The 16,973-nt window shown below is 47.8% G+C and carries 18 protein-coding genes; 14 read left to right on the top strand and 4 right to left on the bottom strand.

Annotated elements, in window-relative coordinates; genetic code table 11:
- Position 1: 1 nt before the first annotated feature.
- Genes qoxC through K2225_RS03595 form a run of 3 tightly spaced genes read left to right on the top strand, consistent with a single transcriptional unit; the run spans position 2 to position 1,210 of the window.
- The gene (gene qoxC, locus K2225_RS03605; protein WP_206946215.1) at positions 2–607 is read left to right on the top strand and encodes a cytochrome aa3 quinol oxidase subunit III; all 606 of its coding nucleotides are present in this window, start codon (positions 2–4) and stop codon (positions 605–607) included.
- A gap of 1 nt (position 608) precedes the next feature.
- Positions 609–983 (top strand): cytochrome aa3 quinol oxidase subunit IV, encoded by a 375-nt coding sequence (gene qoxD, locus K2225_RS03600; RefSeq protein ID WP_206946216.1) that lies wholly within the window; start codon positions 609–611, stop codon positions 981–983.
- Positions 984–1,003: 20 nt separating this feature from the next.
- Positions 1,004–1,210, top strand: a complete 207-nt coding sequence (locus tag K2225_RS03595) for a cytochrome C oxidase subunit IV family protein (protein WP_146813506.1) — start codon at positions 1,004–1,006, stop codon at positions 1,208–1,210.
- Between the two features lie 25 nt (positions 1,211–1,235).
- On the opposite strand, the gene K2225_RS03590 is transcribed toward K2225_RS03595, so the two are convergent.
- Positions 1,236–1,532, bottom strand: a complete 297-nt coding sequence (locus K2225_RS03590; protein WP_220583506.1) for a hypothetical protein — start codon at positions 1,530–1,532, stop codon at positions 1,236–1,238.
- Positions 1,533–1,902: 370 nt separating this feature from the next.
- Here K2225_RS03590 and K2225_RS03585 point away from each other — a divergent pair, with 370 nt between their 5' ends.
- The 6 genes from K2225_RS03585 to K2225_RS20165 all read left to right on the top strand — a co-directional run bounded on the left by K2225_RS03585 (position 1,903) and on the right by K2225_RS20165 (position 7,678).
- Complete coding sequence (locus K2225_RS03585; protein WP_220583505.1) at positions 1,903–2,724, top strand: helix-turn-helix domain-containing protein; 822 nt, start codon at positions 1,903–1,905, stop codon at positions 2,722–2,724.
- 201 nt (positions 2,725–2,925) lie between these two features.
- Positions 2,926–3,936: an ABC transporter substrate-binding protein gene (locus K2225_RS03580; protein WP_220583504.1), complete on the top strand. Its 1,011-nt coding sequence runs from the start codon at positions 2,926–2,928 to the stop codon at positions 3,934–3,936.
- Between the two features lie 14 nt (positions 3,937–3,950).
- Entirely contained in the window at positions 3,951–5,975 is a 2,025-nt protein-coding gene (locus K2225_RS03575; RefSeq protein WP_220583503.1) for an iron ABC transporter permease, read from the top strand.
- Positions 5,976–6,050: 75 nt separating this feature from the next.
- Positions 6,051–7,019 carry a diaminopimelate epimerase gene (gene dapF / locus K2225_RS03570; protein WP_220583502.1) on the top strand — a complete coding sequence of 323 codons (969 nt, stop codon included), beginning with the start codon at positions 6,051–6,053 and terminating at the stop codon, positions 7,017–7,019.
- Positions 7,020–7,023: 4 nt separating this feature from the next.
- Positions 7,024–7,419 carry a secondary thiamine-phosphate synthase enzyme YjbQ gene (locus K2225_RS03565; RefSeq protein ID WP_220583501.1) on the top strand — a complete coding sequence of 132 codons (396 nt, stop codon included), beginning with the start codon at positions 7,024–7,026 and terminating at the stop codon, positions 7,417–7,419.
- 154 nt (positions 7,420–7,573) lie between these two features.
- A complete protein-coding gene (locus K2225_RS20165; protein ID WP_146813494.1) occupies positions 7,574–7,678 on the top strand; it encodes a putative holin-like toxin in 105 nt (34 codons plus the stop codon).
- A 305-nt stretch (positions 7,679–7,983) separates the two neighbouring features.
- Here K2225_RS20165 and K2225_RS03555 read toward each other — a convergent pair whose 3' ends face one another.
- Complete coding sequence (locus K2225_RS03555; RefSeq protein ID WP_220583500.1) at positions 7,984–9,231, bottom strand: YeeE/YedE family protein; 1,248 nt, start codon at positions 9,229–9,231, stop codon at positions 7,984–7,986.
- A gap of 663 nt (positions 9,232–9,894) precedes the next feature.
- Between K2225_RS03555 and K2225_RS03550 the strand changes: the two genes are divergently transcribed.
- Entirely contained in the window at positions 9,895–10,131 is a 237-nt protein-coding gene (locus K2225_RS03550) for a hypothetical protein (protein ID WP_146813490.1), read from the top strand.
- A 113-nt stretch (positions 10,132–10,244) separates the two neighbouring features.
- On the opposite strand, the gene K2225_RS20160 is transcribed toward K2225_RS03550, so the two are convergent.
- Positions 10,245–10,739 carry a 3D domain-containing protein gene (locus tag K2225_RS20160; RefSeq protein ID WP_220583499.1) on the bottom strand — a complete coding sequence of 165 codons (495 nt, stop codon included), beginning with the start codon at positions 10,737–10,739 and terminating at the stop codon, positions 10,245–10,247.
- Between the two features lie 439 nt (positions 10,740–11,178).
- On the opposite strand from K2225_RS20160, the gene K2225_RS03540 reads away from it, so the two are divergent.
- Positions 11,179–12,330, top strand: coding sequence for a zinc-ribbon domain-containing protein (locus tag K2225_RS03540; RefSeq protein ID WP_220583498.1), 1,152 nt, complete (start codon positions 11,179–11,181; stop codon positions 12,328–12,330).
- Positions 12,331–12,341: 11 nt separating this feature from the next.
- Positions 12,342–13,496 carry a S1C family serine protease gene (locus tag K2225_RS03535; RefSeq protein ID WP_220583497.1) on the top strand — a complete coding sequence of 385 codons (1,155 nt, stop codon included), beginning with the start codon at positions 12,342–12,344 and terminating at the stop codon, positions 13,494–13,496.
- Between the two features lie 175 nt (positions 13,497–13,671).
- On the opposite strand, the gene K2225_RS03530 is transcribed toward K2225_RS03535, so the two are convergent.
- Entirely contained in the window at positions 13,672–15,129 is a 1,458-nt protein-coding gene (locus K2225_RS03530) for a flavin monoamine oxidase family protein (RefSeq protein WP_220583496.1), read from the bottom strand.
- A 123-nt stretch (positions 15,130–15,252) separates the two neighbouring features.
- Between K2225_RS03530 and K2225_RS03525 the strand changes: the two genes are divergently transcribed.
- Together K2225_RS03525 and zupT are read left to right on the top strand one after the other, a co-directional pair.
- On the top strand, positions 15,253–15,918 hold the full coding sequence (locus tag K2225_RS03525) for an SIMPL domain-containing protein (RefSeq protein WP_220583495.1): 666 nt from the start codon (positions 15,253–15,255) through the stop codon (positions 15,916–15,918).
- A 216-nt stretch (positions 15,919–16,134) separates the two neighbouring features.
- Positions 16,135–16,941 carry a zinc transporter ZupT gene (gene zupT, locus K2225_RS03520; RefSeq protein ID WP_220583494.1) on the top strand — a complete coding sequence of 269 codons (807 nt, stop codon included), beginning with the start codon at positions 16,135–16,137 and terminating at the stop codon, positions 16,939–16,941.
- The last annotated feature ends 32 nt before the right edge of the window (positions 16,942–16,973 follow it).

The raw sequence follows: 16,973 nt of genomic DNA, 5'->3' as shown, positions 1-16,973 counted from the left end.
TATGGCTGCGGAAGAACTGAAAACAGGTCCTTTAGAATATCGCACCCAAGAAGGTCAGATGGGCATCATGGGCTTCTGGATTTTCCTTGGAGCCGAAGTCGTCCTCTTCGCTACTCTTTTCGCAACGTATGCGGTGTTGTTCGGTCGTACGGCCGATGCACCGCTGCCAAGCGAATTGTTCGAACCGGGCATCGTTCTTGTCATGACCTTCCTGCTTTTGACAAGTAGTTTCACCTGTGGTCTTGCGATTCACGAAATGAGAAGGGGATCGGTCAAAGGGCTGATGCTCTGGATGATCATTACGTTAGCTCTTGGTCTTGGATTCCTTGGCTTTGAGATTTTTGAATTCGTCCACTATACGCATGAAGGAGCGACGATCCAGTCCAGTGCTTTCTGGTCAGCGTTCTTCATCCTTGCCGGAACACACGGACTGCACGTCACACTTGGTATCGGCTGGGCGATTCTGCTCTTGATCCAAATCAAGCAGCGCGGACTGACGAATGTCACAAGCCGTAAATTCTTTATCATCAGCTTATACTGGCACTTCCTTGATGTCATTTGGATCTTCATCTTCACAAGTGTCTATTTGATTGGGATGGTGATTTAATATGGCCGATTCTAAAAAACGCGTACCGATGAATCACGTCATTGGATTCATCTTGTCACTCGTGATGACGCTGGTTGCCGCCTGGGCAGCGATTCAATCTGATCTGCCAGTCACATGGGTCATTATCGGCATCATGATTTTGGCTCTCTTGCAGGCAGGCGTTCAATTGTTCATGTTTATGCACGTCACGGAAGCTTCAAGCGGAAATGGACATGTGCCATGGAACATGATGTTTCACGGCTTTGCACTCGCTGGAATCTTAGTCGCTGGCTCCCTTTTCGTTATGTCCTTCGGGCATGACCATGGAGACCACGGGGATATGGGCGAGAACCAACAGCACGAAGAGCAGCAATCAGAAGACCATAGCGGTCACTAAAACAAATGGGGGTTATCAGGATGGAACAAAAACAAAACATGCCGATGGAGGCCGGATGGCCTTGGAAAGATTTAGTTGGATTCGTTCTTTGCATATTGCTCACGGCCTTTTCCTTAGGCGGAGCGCTTTATTCCTCCTATGACCCTAAATTTGTTTTATATATTCTCACTGGTTTCAGTTTCGTACAGGCGATGATCCAACTGTACAAACTTCAGCCGAGAGACTAAAAAAAGAAACGCTTCTTTCCTGAAATCAGGAAAGGAGCGTTTCTTTTTCTTTGTTTAAGCTATCTTGATAACTTGGGCTTGATTTCACCGTTGCCACAATGAACATCACCCAGGCCACGTGCGCGCCGATCAAACCGAGATAGAACATTGACCATGTAATGGAGAATGCTCCCGGATCTGTGTACATCGTCACCTGGAAGAAGTACAACCACATGCCGATGAGCAGAATCGATTGCGCGACGGCGAACGCCATCTTTTTCGCTTGTAAGAATAGAAATGGAGCCACTGTCGCCAAAATCAAGAACATTACGATCGCACCCATGAAAATCATCTCCTTATTGATGTTTCCTTAATGTAAACGTTTTCTTTGATATTATTGTAACAAAAAATTCGCACTTTGGACACAAAATGTTCATAAATTGGGCCGACAATTTTAGAATTACCGTTTCGAGGCTTGTTTAAACAGGTTTTTTCGAAGGATTTAGGATGGCTTGTCCTGTGGGAAAGTGCCCGGGCGGGGAATCAAAGTGACTTAACGTCGGGGGAAAGTGACCGAACGCTTATGCAAAGTGACTTAACGCCAATCCAAAGTGTCCGAACACTAAATTTTATGAAAAAATTCATTTTCTTAGACACCAAACTCTCACTTCTATCGATTATAGTTTGAGACCATTAAATGGGAGTGGAGAAAAATGGATTGGAACAGCGTAAAGGATCATCAGCGCTTCAAAGATAAAAAAGAGCTCGACCTGCATGTGCGCAGTTTTTTGTACAAAAGAAAGGCAGCCTTGTCAGAAGGGACACTCAAGGTACTCACTTTCATCTGGCGTCATGCTGTCAAGTTTCCGGGTGTTGCTTTTCCGAAAAGAGCGACAATCGTGAAAGGAACTGGCTTGAGTGAGAGCACAGTCGTTCGTTCATTAAGGTGTTTGGTGGCCGAGCACCTGATTGAAAAAGTGACAACGAAAAAGCCGAACGGACGGCAGGGGGGCAACTTGCTCGTGTTCCTCCCGCAGCCGGATCTTTTTTTACCCTCGGATGACACCCCTTATGACACCCTTCCTGCCACCCCACAAAAAACGGCAACTCCCCAACAGGACAACCCTCAACCACCCAAATCTACACCCGAAACAAAGAAAAAACAGTGGAAATCTTCTATTAGTAATGTTGTACCATTTGATGCGACATTTCTGCCATCGTTCATCCCGGCTTCTTTTATTGAAACCACACTGCCATTCGTAGGCGTGGAGCAGGTGTTACCGGCTTGGCGGACGGTCCAGAGTGCATTTAAACAATGGAAGCTGGATCAGCCGCTCGAGCATTATTTGGATAAGATTAATGAGACATTTAAACAGGCAGTTTTTGCTTATAAGAAAGGGATGGTGCGTACAGAATTGCTGCGCTATTTTTATGGTGGATTAATGGAAGTGTTTAAACAGCTGGTGCGGAAGGAAGGATTTGAGTCTCGGAAAGGATTGATTTTTTATGATTGGCTGGGGGAGATGGATTCATAATCGTGTGGATCGCGTCCTAACGTTCCACAGTCTCTTAATTGAGAAAAGTTTTCATTGACAGAAATTTGAGTCTGAGGTAGGATAATGTTTGTAATGATAATGAGAATCTTTATCATTCGTTGAAGTTTTATAAAAGGGTATAAAGATGAAGCGATTGATCAAGGGTTCTACATAATAGAAATGTGTGAAAGGATGTCAATCATGAAAAAGTTTTGGCTATTTGCCCTTATGCTTGGGCTTGTCGTTTTAGCTGCCTGCGGTGGCGGATCTGAGGAAGGTTCAGAGAGTGAAGGAACTGACAATCAGGAAGAAGAAACAACAGAAGAAGAAACTCGCTCGGTGACGATTGAAGATGCGAACGGAGAACAAACGATTGAAGGTACTCCGAAGAAAGTCGTTGTCCTCGAGTGGACCTATGCGGAAAACCTTCAGGCGCTTGGAATGGAGCCGGTCGGGGTCGCTGGTCTTGAACAATACGGCGACTGGGTCAACGTTGGTATTCCGTTTAGTGAAGAAGTAGAGGATGTAGGAACGCGTCAGGAGCCGAACTTGGAAGCGATCTCCCGTTTGAACCCTGATTTGATCATTGGTGTTGATTTCCGTCACAATGCCATCAAAGAGGATTTGGAAAGCATCGCACCAACAGTCATGTTCGCCCCGTATTCTGAAGAGGCAGCACAGGATCAGTTCCAGAACATGAAGGATGAGTTCAACACAATGGCGAAAATCGTCGATAAAGAGGACAAGGCTGAACAAGTCCTTTCTGATATGGAGGATACATTCCAAGAGCAGCAGGCCCGTCTTGAAGAGGCTGGAAAAGATGGCATGAACTATGTGATCACTCAAGCGTTCACGATGCAGGATACGCCGACGCTTCGCTTGTTCACAGACAACTCCATGGTCGCACAGATCATGAACAGCATGGGCATGAAGAACGATTATGAGTCCGAAAAGCTTGAAGTGTACGGCTATACGGAAACGACCGTCGAAGCGCTGCAAAACTATCAGGACTCCAACTTCTTCTACATCGTTCAGGAAGAAGACAATATTTTTGAAAATCAGCTGGCTGGCAACCCGGTATGGGAAAATCTTGCGTTCGTAAAAGAAGATCGCACGTATCAAATGCCAGGGGATGCCTGGACATTCGGTGGACCACTATCTGCAGAAGTCCTAGCTGAACAAGTGGTCAACGCAGCACTTGAAGAAAAATAAAGTGAGTGGATGTTATGAATTCTACGCTTAAGAACACAATGATTGCGGTTCTCACCTTCGGAGGTGGGACCGCGTTGTTGTGTCTTTTAACATTTATACATATCAATCAGGGGAATGTAGAGATCCCACTGGGTGTCGTCGTTGAATCGATCTTCAATCCTCAGGATACGCTGCAGCACCATACGGTTCGTACACTCAGGATGCCGCGGGCCGTGATGGGAATCATCGCCGGTGGTGCACTTGCTGTATCCGGTGTGATTCTGCAGACCGTCACCAAAAACCCGTTATCGTCTGCGAGTACGCTCGGCATCCATTCCGGAACGTATTTTGCTGTCGTTGTCACAACGATCTTCCTGCCGGCGGCTATGGTAGGGAACGGAATCATGACCGCTTTTCTCGGCGGTATTTTGACGTTCCTGTTCGTTTACGTTCTATCCGGAGGTTCGGATGCGACACCTGTCCGGATGGTGCTTGCCGGGATGATCGTCACATTCCTGTTCTCAGCGCTCACATCCGTCCTGCAGATTTTTTATGAAAATGAAACGCAGGGACTGTTTTTGTGGGGCTCAGGGACGTTAATCCAGAATGACTGGGATGGCGTTACGTTTTCACTGCCGGTCATCATCGTCGGAGTAGTCGTGACGCTGATCTACTCAAGCAAACTCGACACGCTTACTTTAGGGGACGATGTCGCGACAGCGCTCGGGCAGAATGTGCGCAGTGTAAAAGTGGTGAACATCATCGCTGCTGTGCTTTTGACGAGTGTGACGGTAAGTATCGTCGGACCGATCGGCTTCGTCGGACTTGTCGCGCCGCACTTGATCAAATTGATCGGTTACCGTGCCCACCTGCCGCTTATCTTAGGGTCCTTTTTATGGGGAGGAAACTTGCTGCTGTTAGCGGACGTCCTTGCCCGCGTCATCGATCCGTCCTTCAACGAACTGCCGGTAGGAGCGATCACCGCACTTGTCGGTTCACCATGGCTCATCTGGCTTGTCATGCGCATGAAGCGGACAGGCAGCCAGGACAGTGGGGCGATTATGGCAGGGAAGAACTCCGCAAGCCTTTCCATGAAAAAATTGCTGCCCGTTTTGCTTGCGGTCATTACGGTCACGCTGCTCGTCAGCCTTGCTTCTGGAAACTACGGATTTGAACCGTTGGTCACCTACAACGCGTTCTTCGGGGAAGCGAACACCTTCCTTCAAAGTTTGATCATCGACTTGAGGCTTCCTCGTGCGCTTGTTGCATTGTTCAGCGGAGCGATTCTCGCGGTCAGTGGGCTCATTTTCCAAGGAGTGTTACGGAACCCGCTTGCTGATCCCTCTGTTATAGGAATCACCTCAGGAGCAGGTGTCGGTGCGTTGATGACGATGTACTGGTTCAGTGTGTCGGCCGTTTGGATTCCAGTCGGTGCGATGGCTGGGGCCTTCGTGTTCTTCATCGTCGTTATGGCTCTAGGGGCGAAAGCAGAATTCCAGCCGACCGTGCTCGCGTTACTCGGAATCGGGATGTCGGCCTTTGGTTCAGCGCTGATTCAAATCATGGTCGTCCAGGCGGATATCGGTGTAGCTTCTGCACTAACGTGGCTTTCCGGGACGACCTATGCCAAAGGGTGGAGTGAACTGCTGCAATACCTGCTCTGGCCGGTATTGTTGTTCATCCCTCTGCTTGCGTTTTACATTAAAACGCTCGACGTCCTGTCCCTTGGGGATGATACGGCCAAAGGACTCGGACTGCATGTCGTGAACGTCCGTTTCCAAATGGCGTTGATCGCTACACTCCTTGTCGCTTGCAGTGTCGCTGCGGTCGGTTCGATCGGCTTCGTCGGCCTGATCGCGCCGCACCTGGCACGACTGCTTGTCGGAAGTGTCAATCAGAAGCTCCTGCCTGTCACGATGTTGATCGGCGGTGCGCTGTTGGTCGTCGCTGATTTGTTCAGCCGGACCCTGCTTGCTCCGAATGAAATTCCATCAGGGATCCTCGTTGCCCTGATTGGTGCGCCTTACTTTTTATGGTTGATGAAAAAGCGTGCGGCTTAACGGTCACACGCTTCTTTTTTTACGCGTATGTATGCTATGATAATGAAAAAATGAACGCCAGGGGAGAGGTTTATTATGAAGATTCCATACATCAAATGCCACGGATCGGGGAACGATTTCATCCTGATCGATGAGATTGAACACGACTTTCGTTTTTCAGAAAAAGAGCGCGAGGAACTCTCGCTATTATTATGTGACCGGGAAAAGGGGATCGGTTCGGATGGCATTCTTTTTGTGATGCCGAGTGATAAAGCAGAAGGCCGGATGCGGATGTTCAACTCAGACGGAACGGAAGCGGAAATGTGCGGCAACGGCCTGCGTTGTGTGGCACGCCATATGATTGAGAAACTCGGCAAAAAGGCAATCGCGATAGAAACAGAAAAGGCCGTCCTTCCCGTTTCACAAGTGGAGGAAATCTTCCCGGAGATCGATACGTTCTCTGTCATGATTGAGCCTGTCCGTTTTGAGGTCGACTCCCTGCCGATGATTTTTGAGGGGAAAGAAGCGGTGGATGTGCAGATTCCAGAGTTGTCCGATACCCGCACATTCACAGCCTTAAGCGTACCAAACCCGCATATCGTGAGCCTCGTCGATTCCGTCGATCAAGAGGAGCTGCTTGCGGTCGGGAAAAAGGCGAACAATCTGCCGGATGTTTTTCCAAACGGCGTGAACGTCAGCTACGTCCAGGTGTTAGAGAAAAATAAAATCTTCGTCCAGACATTCGAGCGAGGGGTTGGTTTGACGAATGCTTGCGGCACAGCAATGAGCGCTTCTTCATTAGTATCAACGATTCTAGGTCCGAATGAGCTGGATAAACCGATCGTCGTCATCAACAAAGGTGGACTCGTCAACTGTGTCGTAGAAAAGAAGGACGGACGTTTCTCCATCCAGCTGCGCGGGAATGGAACCAATGTCTATCAAGCAGAAGTCGACATCGATTGGGAAGCCCGCACTTTTGAAGTTTCCGAGAAACAATTTTTTGAAGAAGAAAATGCGACCTATGAAAAACTAGAAGCGTTTGCCGCTTCAGAAATCGGAGGTTGAGGATATGTTGAAGACGTTTCATGTGAAAACCGATCACCATGACCAAATGATCGATGTAACCAGTCAAGTTCAGGATTGGATCAGAGAAGAGGGCGTCAAGGACGGCGTTGTCGTTGTGCAGTCGATGCACACGACGGCAGGCCTGACGGTGAATGAGAACGCCGACCCTGACGTGAAGACAGACATGCTGCGCCGCTTTCGTGAAGTGTATCCATGGGACCACCCGGAAGATCGCCACGCGGAAGGGAACACAGCTGCCCATATGAAGACGAGCACGGTCGGACATGCTCAGACGCTGCTTGTGGAAGATGGCAGTCTTGTGCTTGGCACTTGGCAGGGACTTTATTTCTGTGAGTTCGATGGGCCGAGGAGCCGGAAGTTTGTTGCGAAGTTGTTATAAGTGGAAAGGAAGGCCCGAGGTAGGGTCTTCCTTTTTTAATGGGATAGTCCAAAAAGCCTGTCTGATTCTATGGAAGGACATGGTATAATTTAAAGTGGATCACGCTTTTCGCCAATTGAATAGGGTGTCGGCTAACCCCACAGCAAAGGGGGTGATGCCTCTGAGTATGTATGAATCGTTGATGGTGATGATCGCGTTCAGTTCGTTCATCGTTTCCGTTCTCGGCTTAGTAGTCGCGATTTTACGCATAAAAAAATAGACTCCCTATTCTGACGTGAATGCGGGTGAGTCTATTTTAAGGCTGCGCCCTTTGGCTGAAGCGCTGATCCGGGAGGACCGCAGTGCCAGCTGTGGTCCTTTTCTTATGTGTATCCTTTATCTGCTCTTATCATACCACATTTTCAGAAAAAGAAACAGGTGGGTGGTTTGGACAGGTATCAATTAAATTAAGATTATATCGGTTAAATCACCAATATATCAATGAAGAGCAGGTAAATATCGGCTGAATATTCTATATATCAACAGGTTATAAAAACCTCCAGCCCGGAAGCTGGAGGTTTTCACTTAGCAGATCGAATCTTTCGGGTTCGGATTTTTCATCCCGAACAACGGCCGCAGGAACAGAGCGAGGTACGTGCCGGCGAGCGCCATGATCATCCAGACCCAGCCGTGCAGGCTGAAGGAGGCGATGCCGCCGAAGTAGGCGCCGATGTTACATCCGAACGCAAGGCGTGCGCCATAGCCCATAAGCACACCACCGATGATGGATGCCGCACCGATGCCGGGTTTGATTTTTCCAGGCTTGAAGTTGCCTTGGAAGCTTGCCGCGATGAACGCACCAAGGATGATCCCGAAGTTCATCACACTTGTGGAATCGGCAAGGACGGTTTGATTGAGTGGTGCCGGATCATTGGACCAGTACGTCCAGCTCGCGACATCGACGCCGAACATCTGGATGAATTTGGATCCCCAAAGCGCAAACGCGGAAGTAATGCCCCAAGGATTGCCGCGGACAGCAAGGGTGATGGCATTCAATACGCCCAGGATCACAGCGGCAAGAAGCAGCGGCCATGCGCCGCGCCATAATTTCTTCAAACCGGTCGCCGTTTTCAGTGGCGCCATTTTCGGCGGGTTTTTTTTACGAGCCACTTTAACCGTGATGCCATAGATGCCTAAGAAAATCGCCAGCTGCAGAATCCAGCCGCCGAAATAACCGAAGCCTGTGGACTCCGCTAAAGAAATAGCCGGGAGCGTCGGCGTTTCGCGCCAGAATCCGATGTGATAAGCACCCAGCACGGATCCTCCGATAAAACCGAGCAGCGTGAGGATCATGGAAGATTTACCTCCGCCGACGGTGTAAAGCGTTCCGGATGCACAGCCGGAGCCGAGCTGCATGCCGATTCCGAAGATAAAGGAACCAAAGACGACGCTGATGCCGACAGGGAACACATACCCTTGGGGCGCGTTACCTGTAAAGCTGAATCCTGTTCCTAAAATGATGGCGAAGAGCGTTGTCGCTACAGCGAGCATGAGCATGTGGGCTTGAAGTCCCTGCACATTCCCGACGGAGATCAGCCGTCTGAAGGCTGAAGTGAAGCCGAACCGTGCATGCAAAAGCACCAGTCCGAAAGCAAGGCCGATTAAGAACAAGACGCCCTGCGTGAAGGTAGTGACAGATACAATCGTTATAAATAAAAGCAGCGATAAGATCGCTCCGATCCATACGAATGGTTTTTGTACCGGATCTAACGGAGCGACAACGGTCGAACGGTTGTTTTCCTCGACCGTCTGCTGGACAGTCTGTTGTTGCATGTTTCATTCCTCCTAAATCCGATTTGTTTACTTAGTATTAACTGAACTTTTGGTATTGTAACGGAGACTCGTCTATTTGTAAATCCTCTTGCATACAATGGTTGTACAAAGAGAACAAAGACCAGTCTTTACGTAGAATTAACATGATTCAACGAGGACAAGTGGTAAAATAAATGTGTAGACAGGACGACCTAAAACACTTATTGGAGGGATGTCTTATACCTGTCGCTCGCTCATATGTCACTCGCTGGTTTTTCTTTGTTTGTGGGAAAGCAAATCGAAGAACTTCTTGGCGTACATCTGGCGCACCTCCCCCAAAATACTAACTGATCAGAGCGACGCTTTCGGCGTGGCTTTTTTGTTGTTTTTCAGGCTGAGATAGACGCTACTAAAGGAGGGTGTGGCTTATATATTCTGAACCTGCCAATAAATATAGGAAGGTCGCTAATATATTCACTAAAGCTGCTAATAAACCCAGGAAAGTTGCTAATATATTCACTGAACGTGCTAATATAATTGCGAAAGCTGCTAATAAATAACGAGAAGCACAGAGGCTTTACCTATGTCCCTTGAAAAAGATGTATGAGTTTTAATTTTAAGATTAAACTAAAAAGCAGGTGGGTAAGTAATAGTAAGTTACATATAGGAAAAGGAGTGATTAACATGGCATCAAAAAAAGAGTGGCACGTGATTTTCCTGCTGGACAGTAAACGTGTCGTGACGCATGACCTGGAATTGAGCGAAGATATGAATGAGCGGGAAGCTACTGAGTTCATCACCAAACAGCTGGACAAGGGTACATGGTGGTTTTTAGAAGATGGCGTCGCGCTTCATACCAGTGGGGTTGAAAGTTTTTATTTAGACAAGTGTGCGAAGAAAACAAGGTTCAGCAGAGATTAAAAAAACGCAGCTTTCTTATGAAAAGGAAGCTGCGTTTTTTATTTCTTTTGTTAAGGTGGGGATAGAGAAGGTTCCATACAGACCATAAAAAAACTCTCCCTATAAGGAAGAGTTTAGTTCAAGATTTCCACTTCTATTTGACGACGACCGTAGTCGAAGGCATCTTTTTCCTGTGCCATAAAGAGGTCGATGCGGTGACCTTCGATATCTCCGCCAATGTCACCAGCAACGGCTGTGCCGTAGCCCGGCACGCGGACTTCAGAGCCGAGCGGAATGATGTTCGGATCGACCGCGATCACTTTTTGATCCGGATTGGCACGGAGATCGATGCCTGTATAAGTGATGCCGCTGCATCCATCGCAAAAGGCGGTGTAGGCAGTGGCTTCAACAGCAACCGTACGTTTCACATCATCTTTCTCAGAAGAGGCTGTGACAGCTTTCTTTTCTTTGTCAGGAAAACGTTCGAGATCTTTGGTTTTCTTATCTAAAGAGAGGGATTTCGTTTCTATATTTTGAGCGGGCTTGTCCATTTCATCGGCAGAAGCCGGAAGGGCAAGGCCAAAGACGATCATAGGCAAAAGAAGAAGGGAAAATAGACGTTTGTTCATAAGTAAATGTCCCCTTTCGTTGTTTCTCTTCGCCCATTGTAACAACCGCTATTTTGATATACAAAGACAAAATACCTACAAATAGATTACATTCCTGTGACAAATGACACCTTTTTGAAAAGAGCCGCTATGCGTTGCGGCTCCAGCTATTTTCAGCGGGACGTTCCTTTGCGTTTACGTCCACAACACGGTTTTGAGGGCTTTCTGCTTGGCTTGTTTTCATTAGGATGATTCGACATGAGGACCCTCCTCTCGGGTTTGAGATATACCATTTTATGCGGACAAATGAGAACGGGCCGTGCGCTTATCCTGCATGAAGGAACTTTTTTTAAAAAAGGGACCTATGTCGTTTTCTCATCCAGTGTAAGGCATGCTATAATAGATAAGGATTCTTAGAGATTCCAGAATTATGAAAGTGATAGAAAAGGAGGACGGGACCATGACTGAATGTCCTCATTGCCAACATGTGATGGATGACGGTGCCCGTTTTTGTTCTCAATGCGGAAAGAACTTGATGCGAACACCAGAACAGAATAGCACGGCTAAACGATCGTGGTTGCCAATCATTACGCCTTTCGTCATGCTGGTCGTAATGGGGGTGGCCCTTTATTTTGTTTATGACTACCAGAAAGATGTGAATGCCGAAGTGGTCGCTATGAAAAAAGAAGCGGAGCAGGAAGCCCTTGCCGGGGAGTACCGGGAAGCGGAAAAGCTGCTCGTCGGGGCGATTGACCGCCGTCCAGAGGTGGAAGCCCTTCAACAGGAGCTCGGATCTGTGCAGGAAGCATTGACGTGGGACCAGGAGCTTGAGAAGGTGGGCCAGTGGATTGAAGAAGGTTCATTGAAAAAAGCGAGTGAGAAGCTCACGGCCATCCAGGAGTCCTTACGACAGGAAGACAGCCGTCTACTTGTCACGCTCATTCCGAAAATGAATGAAATGGATTCCAGACTGACGTTGAAGGAAGTCAATCAGGAACTTTCGAAGATTACAAACGTGGATGAACTGGCAGGGAAACTGAATACATTATCCGGCCTTAATTTGGAGGAAGCCTCCAAAGTAGGGGACAAAATTTTTGAAAAAATCGTGAACCAATCGACGAAGAAAGCGGAAGCAGCAGCGGGAGAGAAACGCTATGCAGAAGCGATCGCCCTCATCGATCAGGGCTTGCAGTACGTTTCCAATGATGAAAAGTTGATTCAGTTGAAGGAACGGATCCAACAGGAGAAAACGGCTTTCGAGCAGGCGGAACAGCAGAGGCTTGAAAGTGCGATGCAGCAGGCAGCCCAGGATGAATTACGTAACCAGACTCAGGCGCTTGAACTTGTTGATCTCACGATTACGAAAGATGAATTCGGCGATTATAAAGTAGCGGGGTCGCTGAAAAGTGTGGCTACTCAAATCATCAGTACGGTGACCGTGAAGTACGACATCCTCGATAAAGATGGAAAGGTCGTCCGTTCTGAATCTGTGAAAGTTTTCCCGAACTATATGAACCCTGGAGATCAGGGGACTTTTGAAAAAGTACATTATGAATTGGAAGAGGGAGATTACTCCGTCGAAATGACCGAGATGGAGTGGCTCGTAGAATAGGGGGATGGAAGATGAAGCGCTCTTGGATCATCAGCCTTCTCGCCACTCTTCTTATCCTCGGTGGTGGAATTGCAGGCGTTTTCTACGTGATGGATACCGTTCAACAGGACGTCACGGTTTCGGCTGTTTTAAATGAGCCACCTGATGAGGATGATGAAGAGGGAGAAGTACCGAAAGAAACCCAGGAGATTATATTTGAATCGCAGAAGCTTGTCGTGCAATTAGAGCTCGGAGATGGTTCTGTCGGTTCTGGTTTTTTGTACAATGACCAGGGAGATATCATAACGAACGCACACGTCGTTGCGAATACTGAAAGTGTCAATGTCATTACATCCGATGGTAAAAAAATGCCCGGCGATGTGATCGGGGTCAGCCGCGACATTGATGTGGCTGTCGTACGAGTGCCCGGCTTGAAAGGAAAAGAGCCGTTGCCGATCAGAGAAGAAAATTCAGCAGAACTTCTCGATGAAGTACTGGCGCTTGGAAGTCCACTCGGGCTCCAGAACACCGTCACACGCGGGGAAATCAGCGGCCTTGAACGGACGCTTGACATCGAGCCTTTCCATTACAAAAATTTATACCAAATTTCAGCACCGATCTCACCAGGAAACAGTGGAGGCCCCCTTCTTGACAGAGAAACCGGTGAAGTGATCGGGATCAACTCCGCAAAAATGGATGACGAATCGATCGGGTTCAGCATTCCGGTTGCCGATGTGCTACCAATGGTAAGGCGCTGGAGTGAATCCCCGATGCGCTCGCTTCCTGAATTTCCGGAACTTACCGGTGAAGTCTACTCCCCTGTGACAGGGACGGATGCCGAGCAGGCGAGTTATATGGTGCAGTATTTTTATGACAGCATCAATCAGGGCGATTTCGTCACGGCTTATTCTCTACTGAGCGCAAGCTGGCAGGAGGATATTTCGTTTGAAGATTTCCGATCCGGCTACAACAATACGCTCAGTGTGAAGGTGGATAACCTCGTTGCAGACCCTCAGGGCGATACCGTCCAAGTCACCGCTTTCCTGACAGCGGAAGAAACGGTGGATGGCGAAGTGCAGATGAAGAAATACAAAGTCGTGTATCCAGTCAAAAAAGAAAACCAATCCGTCAAAATTTGGAGCGGCTCTGGTGAAGAGCTGAGTACTGAAGAGAAAGAAGCATCATAAGAATAAAAAACCCCTTCCACTTTGAACGGTGGAAGGGGTTTTTTTGTGGGTGGATGTGAAATGGTGAACAGCAAGTCTGGCACCAGGTAGACTTATTGTGGTGCCAGGCACCAAAAAGTGAAAGGCGGTGTCAGGCCCCCTCCAAAAGGCACCCCTCCAACATCAACCACCCGTATCACCTGTGATTCATTTCTTTCGCAGCGCGGATGCCGGATTCGATCGCTCCTTCAATCCAACCGTGGTAGGAGGATGTCTGTTCGCCTGCAAAGTGGATCCGGCCTTCTGGTAGTGGCATCACGTCTTCAAGATCACGGCTCTGCCCTGGAGTGAACAAGGTGAAGCAGCCGGCGGAGAACGGATTTTGGCTCCAATTGTAAACCACGCTCTGCATGTATTCCTCATAGACAACGTTTCCGTATACACGAGCGAGATTCTCAAGGACTTGTTTGGTCGCTTCTTTTTGACCAAGGCTGTTGAACAAAAGGGCGTTCTGGCCCCATGTGTAACTGGCTAGTAGAATGCCGGGCCCCGGCATACCCTGATGATGGCTCGCCTGATAAGCAAAGCGAATCGGCAAGTCGGAAATGAGGTTGCCGACTGGATATCTTTCCCAAAAACGAGACTTGAATTCAATGCCGATTTTAACGGCAGGTACGTTGATGACTTCTCGTATGGCCTGCCATTTCTTAAGCGATAAGCATCCGAAGGGGAAAATGTCTATGAATTGAAAAGCACTGAAAGGAACGGTCGTCAGCAGAAGATCACCACTCCAACAGGATGGCTTCGAAAAACGCTGGTCTTCCGTATGGACAGTCACGCGGTTATGGTTGTGGACGATTTTTGTGACTTTTTGTTCAAAATAGATATTATCGATCAATTCAGGTAGAAAAGCATGGGGAAGCCGATCATTGCCACCTTGAATTTCTACAAATTCTGTTTGACCATTAAAGATGGGAAACGTGATATCGATTAAAATATCGAGAAAAGAAAACTCAGGAAACCCTTCAATGCCAAGCAAGAGTTTAATCATACGGACAGCATGATTGGACATCGAGGGACCGTAAGGGTTGTTTCTTAAGTATTCTCCCATCGAAAAATTAGAAAATTGATCCTCCAGTTTCTTTTTCTCTTGATCCGAACTACTCCGGTAAAGGTCCAGGAATGGCTGGACCGCATCAAGAAACAGTTGCTTTGCCGTTTTCCCTCGTTCGTGCGGAAGGAGGTGGAATTGCAAAAGGTCAGGATTTTGTTCATATTCAGATCGAAACACCTTTTGGCCATTGATCATAAACAGGTCGTTGGGTTTGGAATTGATAAAGGGGTTGGTCGACAGCCCGAACTTAGCGATATACGTTTGGACGTACTGGTGATTTTTCGGAATCCTCATGGCACCGACATCTATGTAGTTTCCGTTAGTAAAAGGCTCCCGTATCGTATGGACTCTTCCACCGACTCGGTCGTTCCCTTCCAAAATCACAACGTCATGGCCGGCTTTCTTTAAAAGAGACCCGGCGACAAGGCCGGCCATGCCCGCACCTAAAATCAGAATTCGTTTTTTATTCCCGAATTTGGGTAACCCCTCCAGAATATAGGATTTATATTCTTTCACACTTTCTTCATAGACACGCTGCATCGACGCCACCCCCTTTTACTATCTATTCAAAAAATGGAAATAAAAGTATAAGGAGAAATCCTTATCTGAGAAAGGACATATTCCTTTGCTCTCCTTCATTATATAAAAAAGGGGGGATGCGAGATGTATTACCCAGGTATGAGACAATTGGCCAGAGAGGGCGAGAGCCGGCTTCTCAAAGTGAATGGTGTCGGAAAAGTTCAAGTCCGGCCGGATGTTGCCAATGTGAATATCGGTGTCGTGACAAAGGACAAAAACTTGGAAACTGCCCAGCAGGAAAATGCCCGGACGATGGAAAACGTCCGCAATCAGCTTGTTGCTGCCGGGATCCCCGAAGAAAATATTCAGACGGCGGACTACTTCATTTTTCCTGAGTACGATTATGTAGACGGCAAGCAGGAGTTCCGTGGATATCAGGTTACCCATACATTGAAAGTGACCGTTGACGATGTCAGTCAAACCGGTTATGTCATTGATACAGCAGTAGCAGCCGGGGCGAACCGGATCTCAAGTATTGCGTTTACGGTGAGTGATCCGTATCAAAATTATCAGGAAGCATTGAAAATCGCCCTCGGGAACGCGTTAGCCAACGCACAAACGATCGCGAATACAATGGGATTGAACCTGGACCAAACGCCTGTCAAAATCATCGAAATTGGTACCACGCCCGCCGTTCCTGTACAGAGCTTTCAAAAGGCTGACGTACTTGGAGCAACCGCCACCCCGATTGAACCGGGGACGCTGGAAACTGTCGCCAGGGTGGAAGCCCATTTTCAATATTTGCCGTAAGTCACCACTTTCCTGAGCGGAAGGTGGTTTTTTTATGGGCAAAAAAGGAAAGGTTATGCACGGGAGCCTCAAAATATGAATATAAAAGTTAAGAATAATGTGTAGCACTTATTTTATGGGCTCATAAAATATAACTGAAACTAAAAAAGTTGCTCTAAGGAAAAACCTTCGTTACAATGTGCTTAGAGAAAATGTTCGAATTGAAGGAGAGGTACAATGGAAAACTTGTTATTGGCTTTCGGGCTGACTTTACTCGCCGGATTAGCTACAGGTGTAGGGAGTTTGATCGCATTTTTTGCGAAGACGACGAACACGAAGTTCCTTTCCCTTGCGCTCGGTTTTTCGGCAGGGGTGATGATCTATGTATCTATGGTGGAAATCTTTTTCAAAGCCCAGGATTCACTCGTCGATGCGATGGGGAACGAAGCAGGTCAGTGGACGACGGTCGCCGCCTTCTTCGGGGGAATGCTTGTCATCGCACTCATCGATAAATTCATACCGAAATCAGGAAACCCTCACGAAGTGAAAAAAGTGGAAGACATGTCGAAACGGGAAACAGCCGTGAAAGATCCTGATTTATTGAAGATGGGAACGTTCACAGCTTTAGCGATCGCCATTCACAACTTTCCTGAAGGGATCGCGACATTTACGGCAGCCCTCAATGACCCAGCTCTGGGCTTAGCGATTGCGGCTGCGATTGCGATTCATAACATTCCGGAGGGAATTGCCGTTTCTGTCCCTGTGTACTATGCCACAGGAGATAAGAAAAAAGCGTTCAAGCTTTCCTTTCTCAGTGGTTTATCTGAACCGGTCGGCGCCATTTTAGCGTATCTATTGCTGATGCCATTCTTGAACGATATGATGTTCGGTATTTTATTTGCAGGGGTGGCAGGGATCATGGTATTCATTTCCCTGGATGAACTGCTTCCCGCGTCAAGAAGATATGGAGAAGCGCACTTATCGATTTACGGGGTCGTCGCTGGTATGGCAGTCATGGCCTTGAGTCTCCTCTTATTCATATAAAAAATGCCCAGCAGGTCTGAAGCCTGCTGGGC

Source organism: Halobacillus sp. Nhm2S1 (assembly GCF_019599545.1).
Classification (GTDB): Bacteria; Bacillota; Bacilli; order Bacillales; family Halobacillaceae; genus Halobacillus.
The sequence above is the reverse complement of the archived record's forward strand: the minus strand, read 5'-3'. Positions and strand labels throughout refer to the sequence as shown.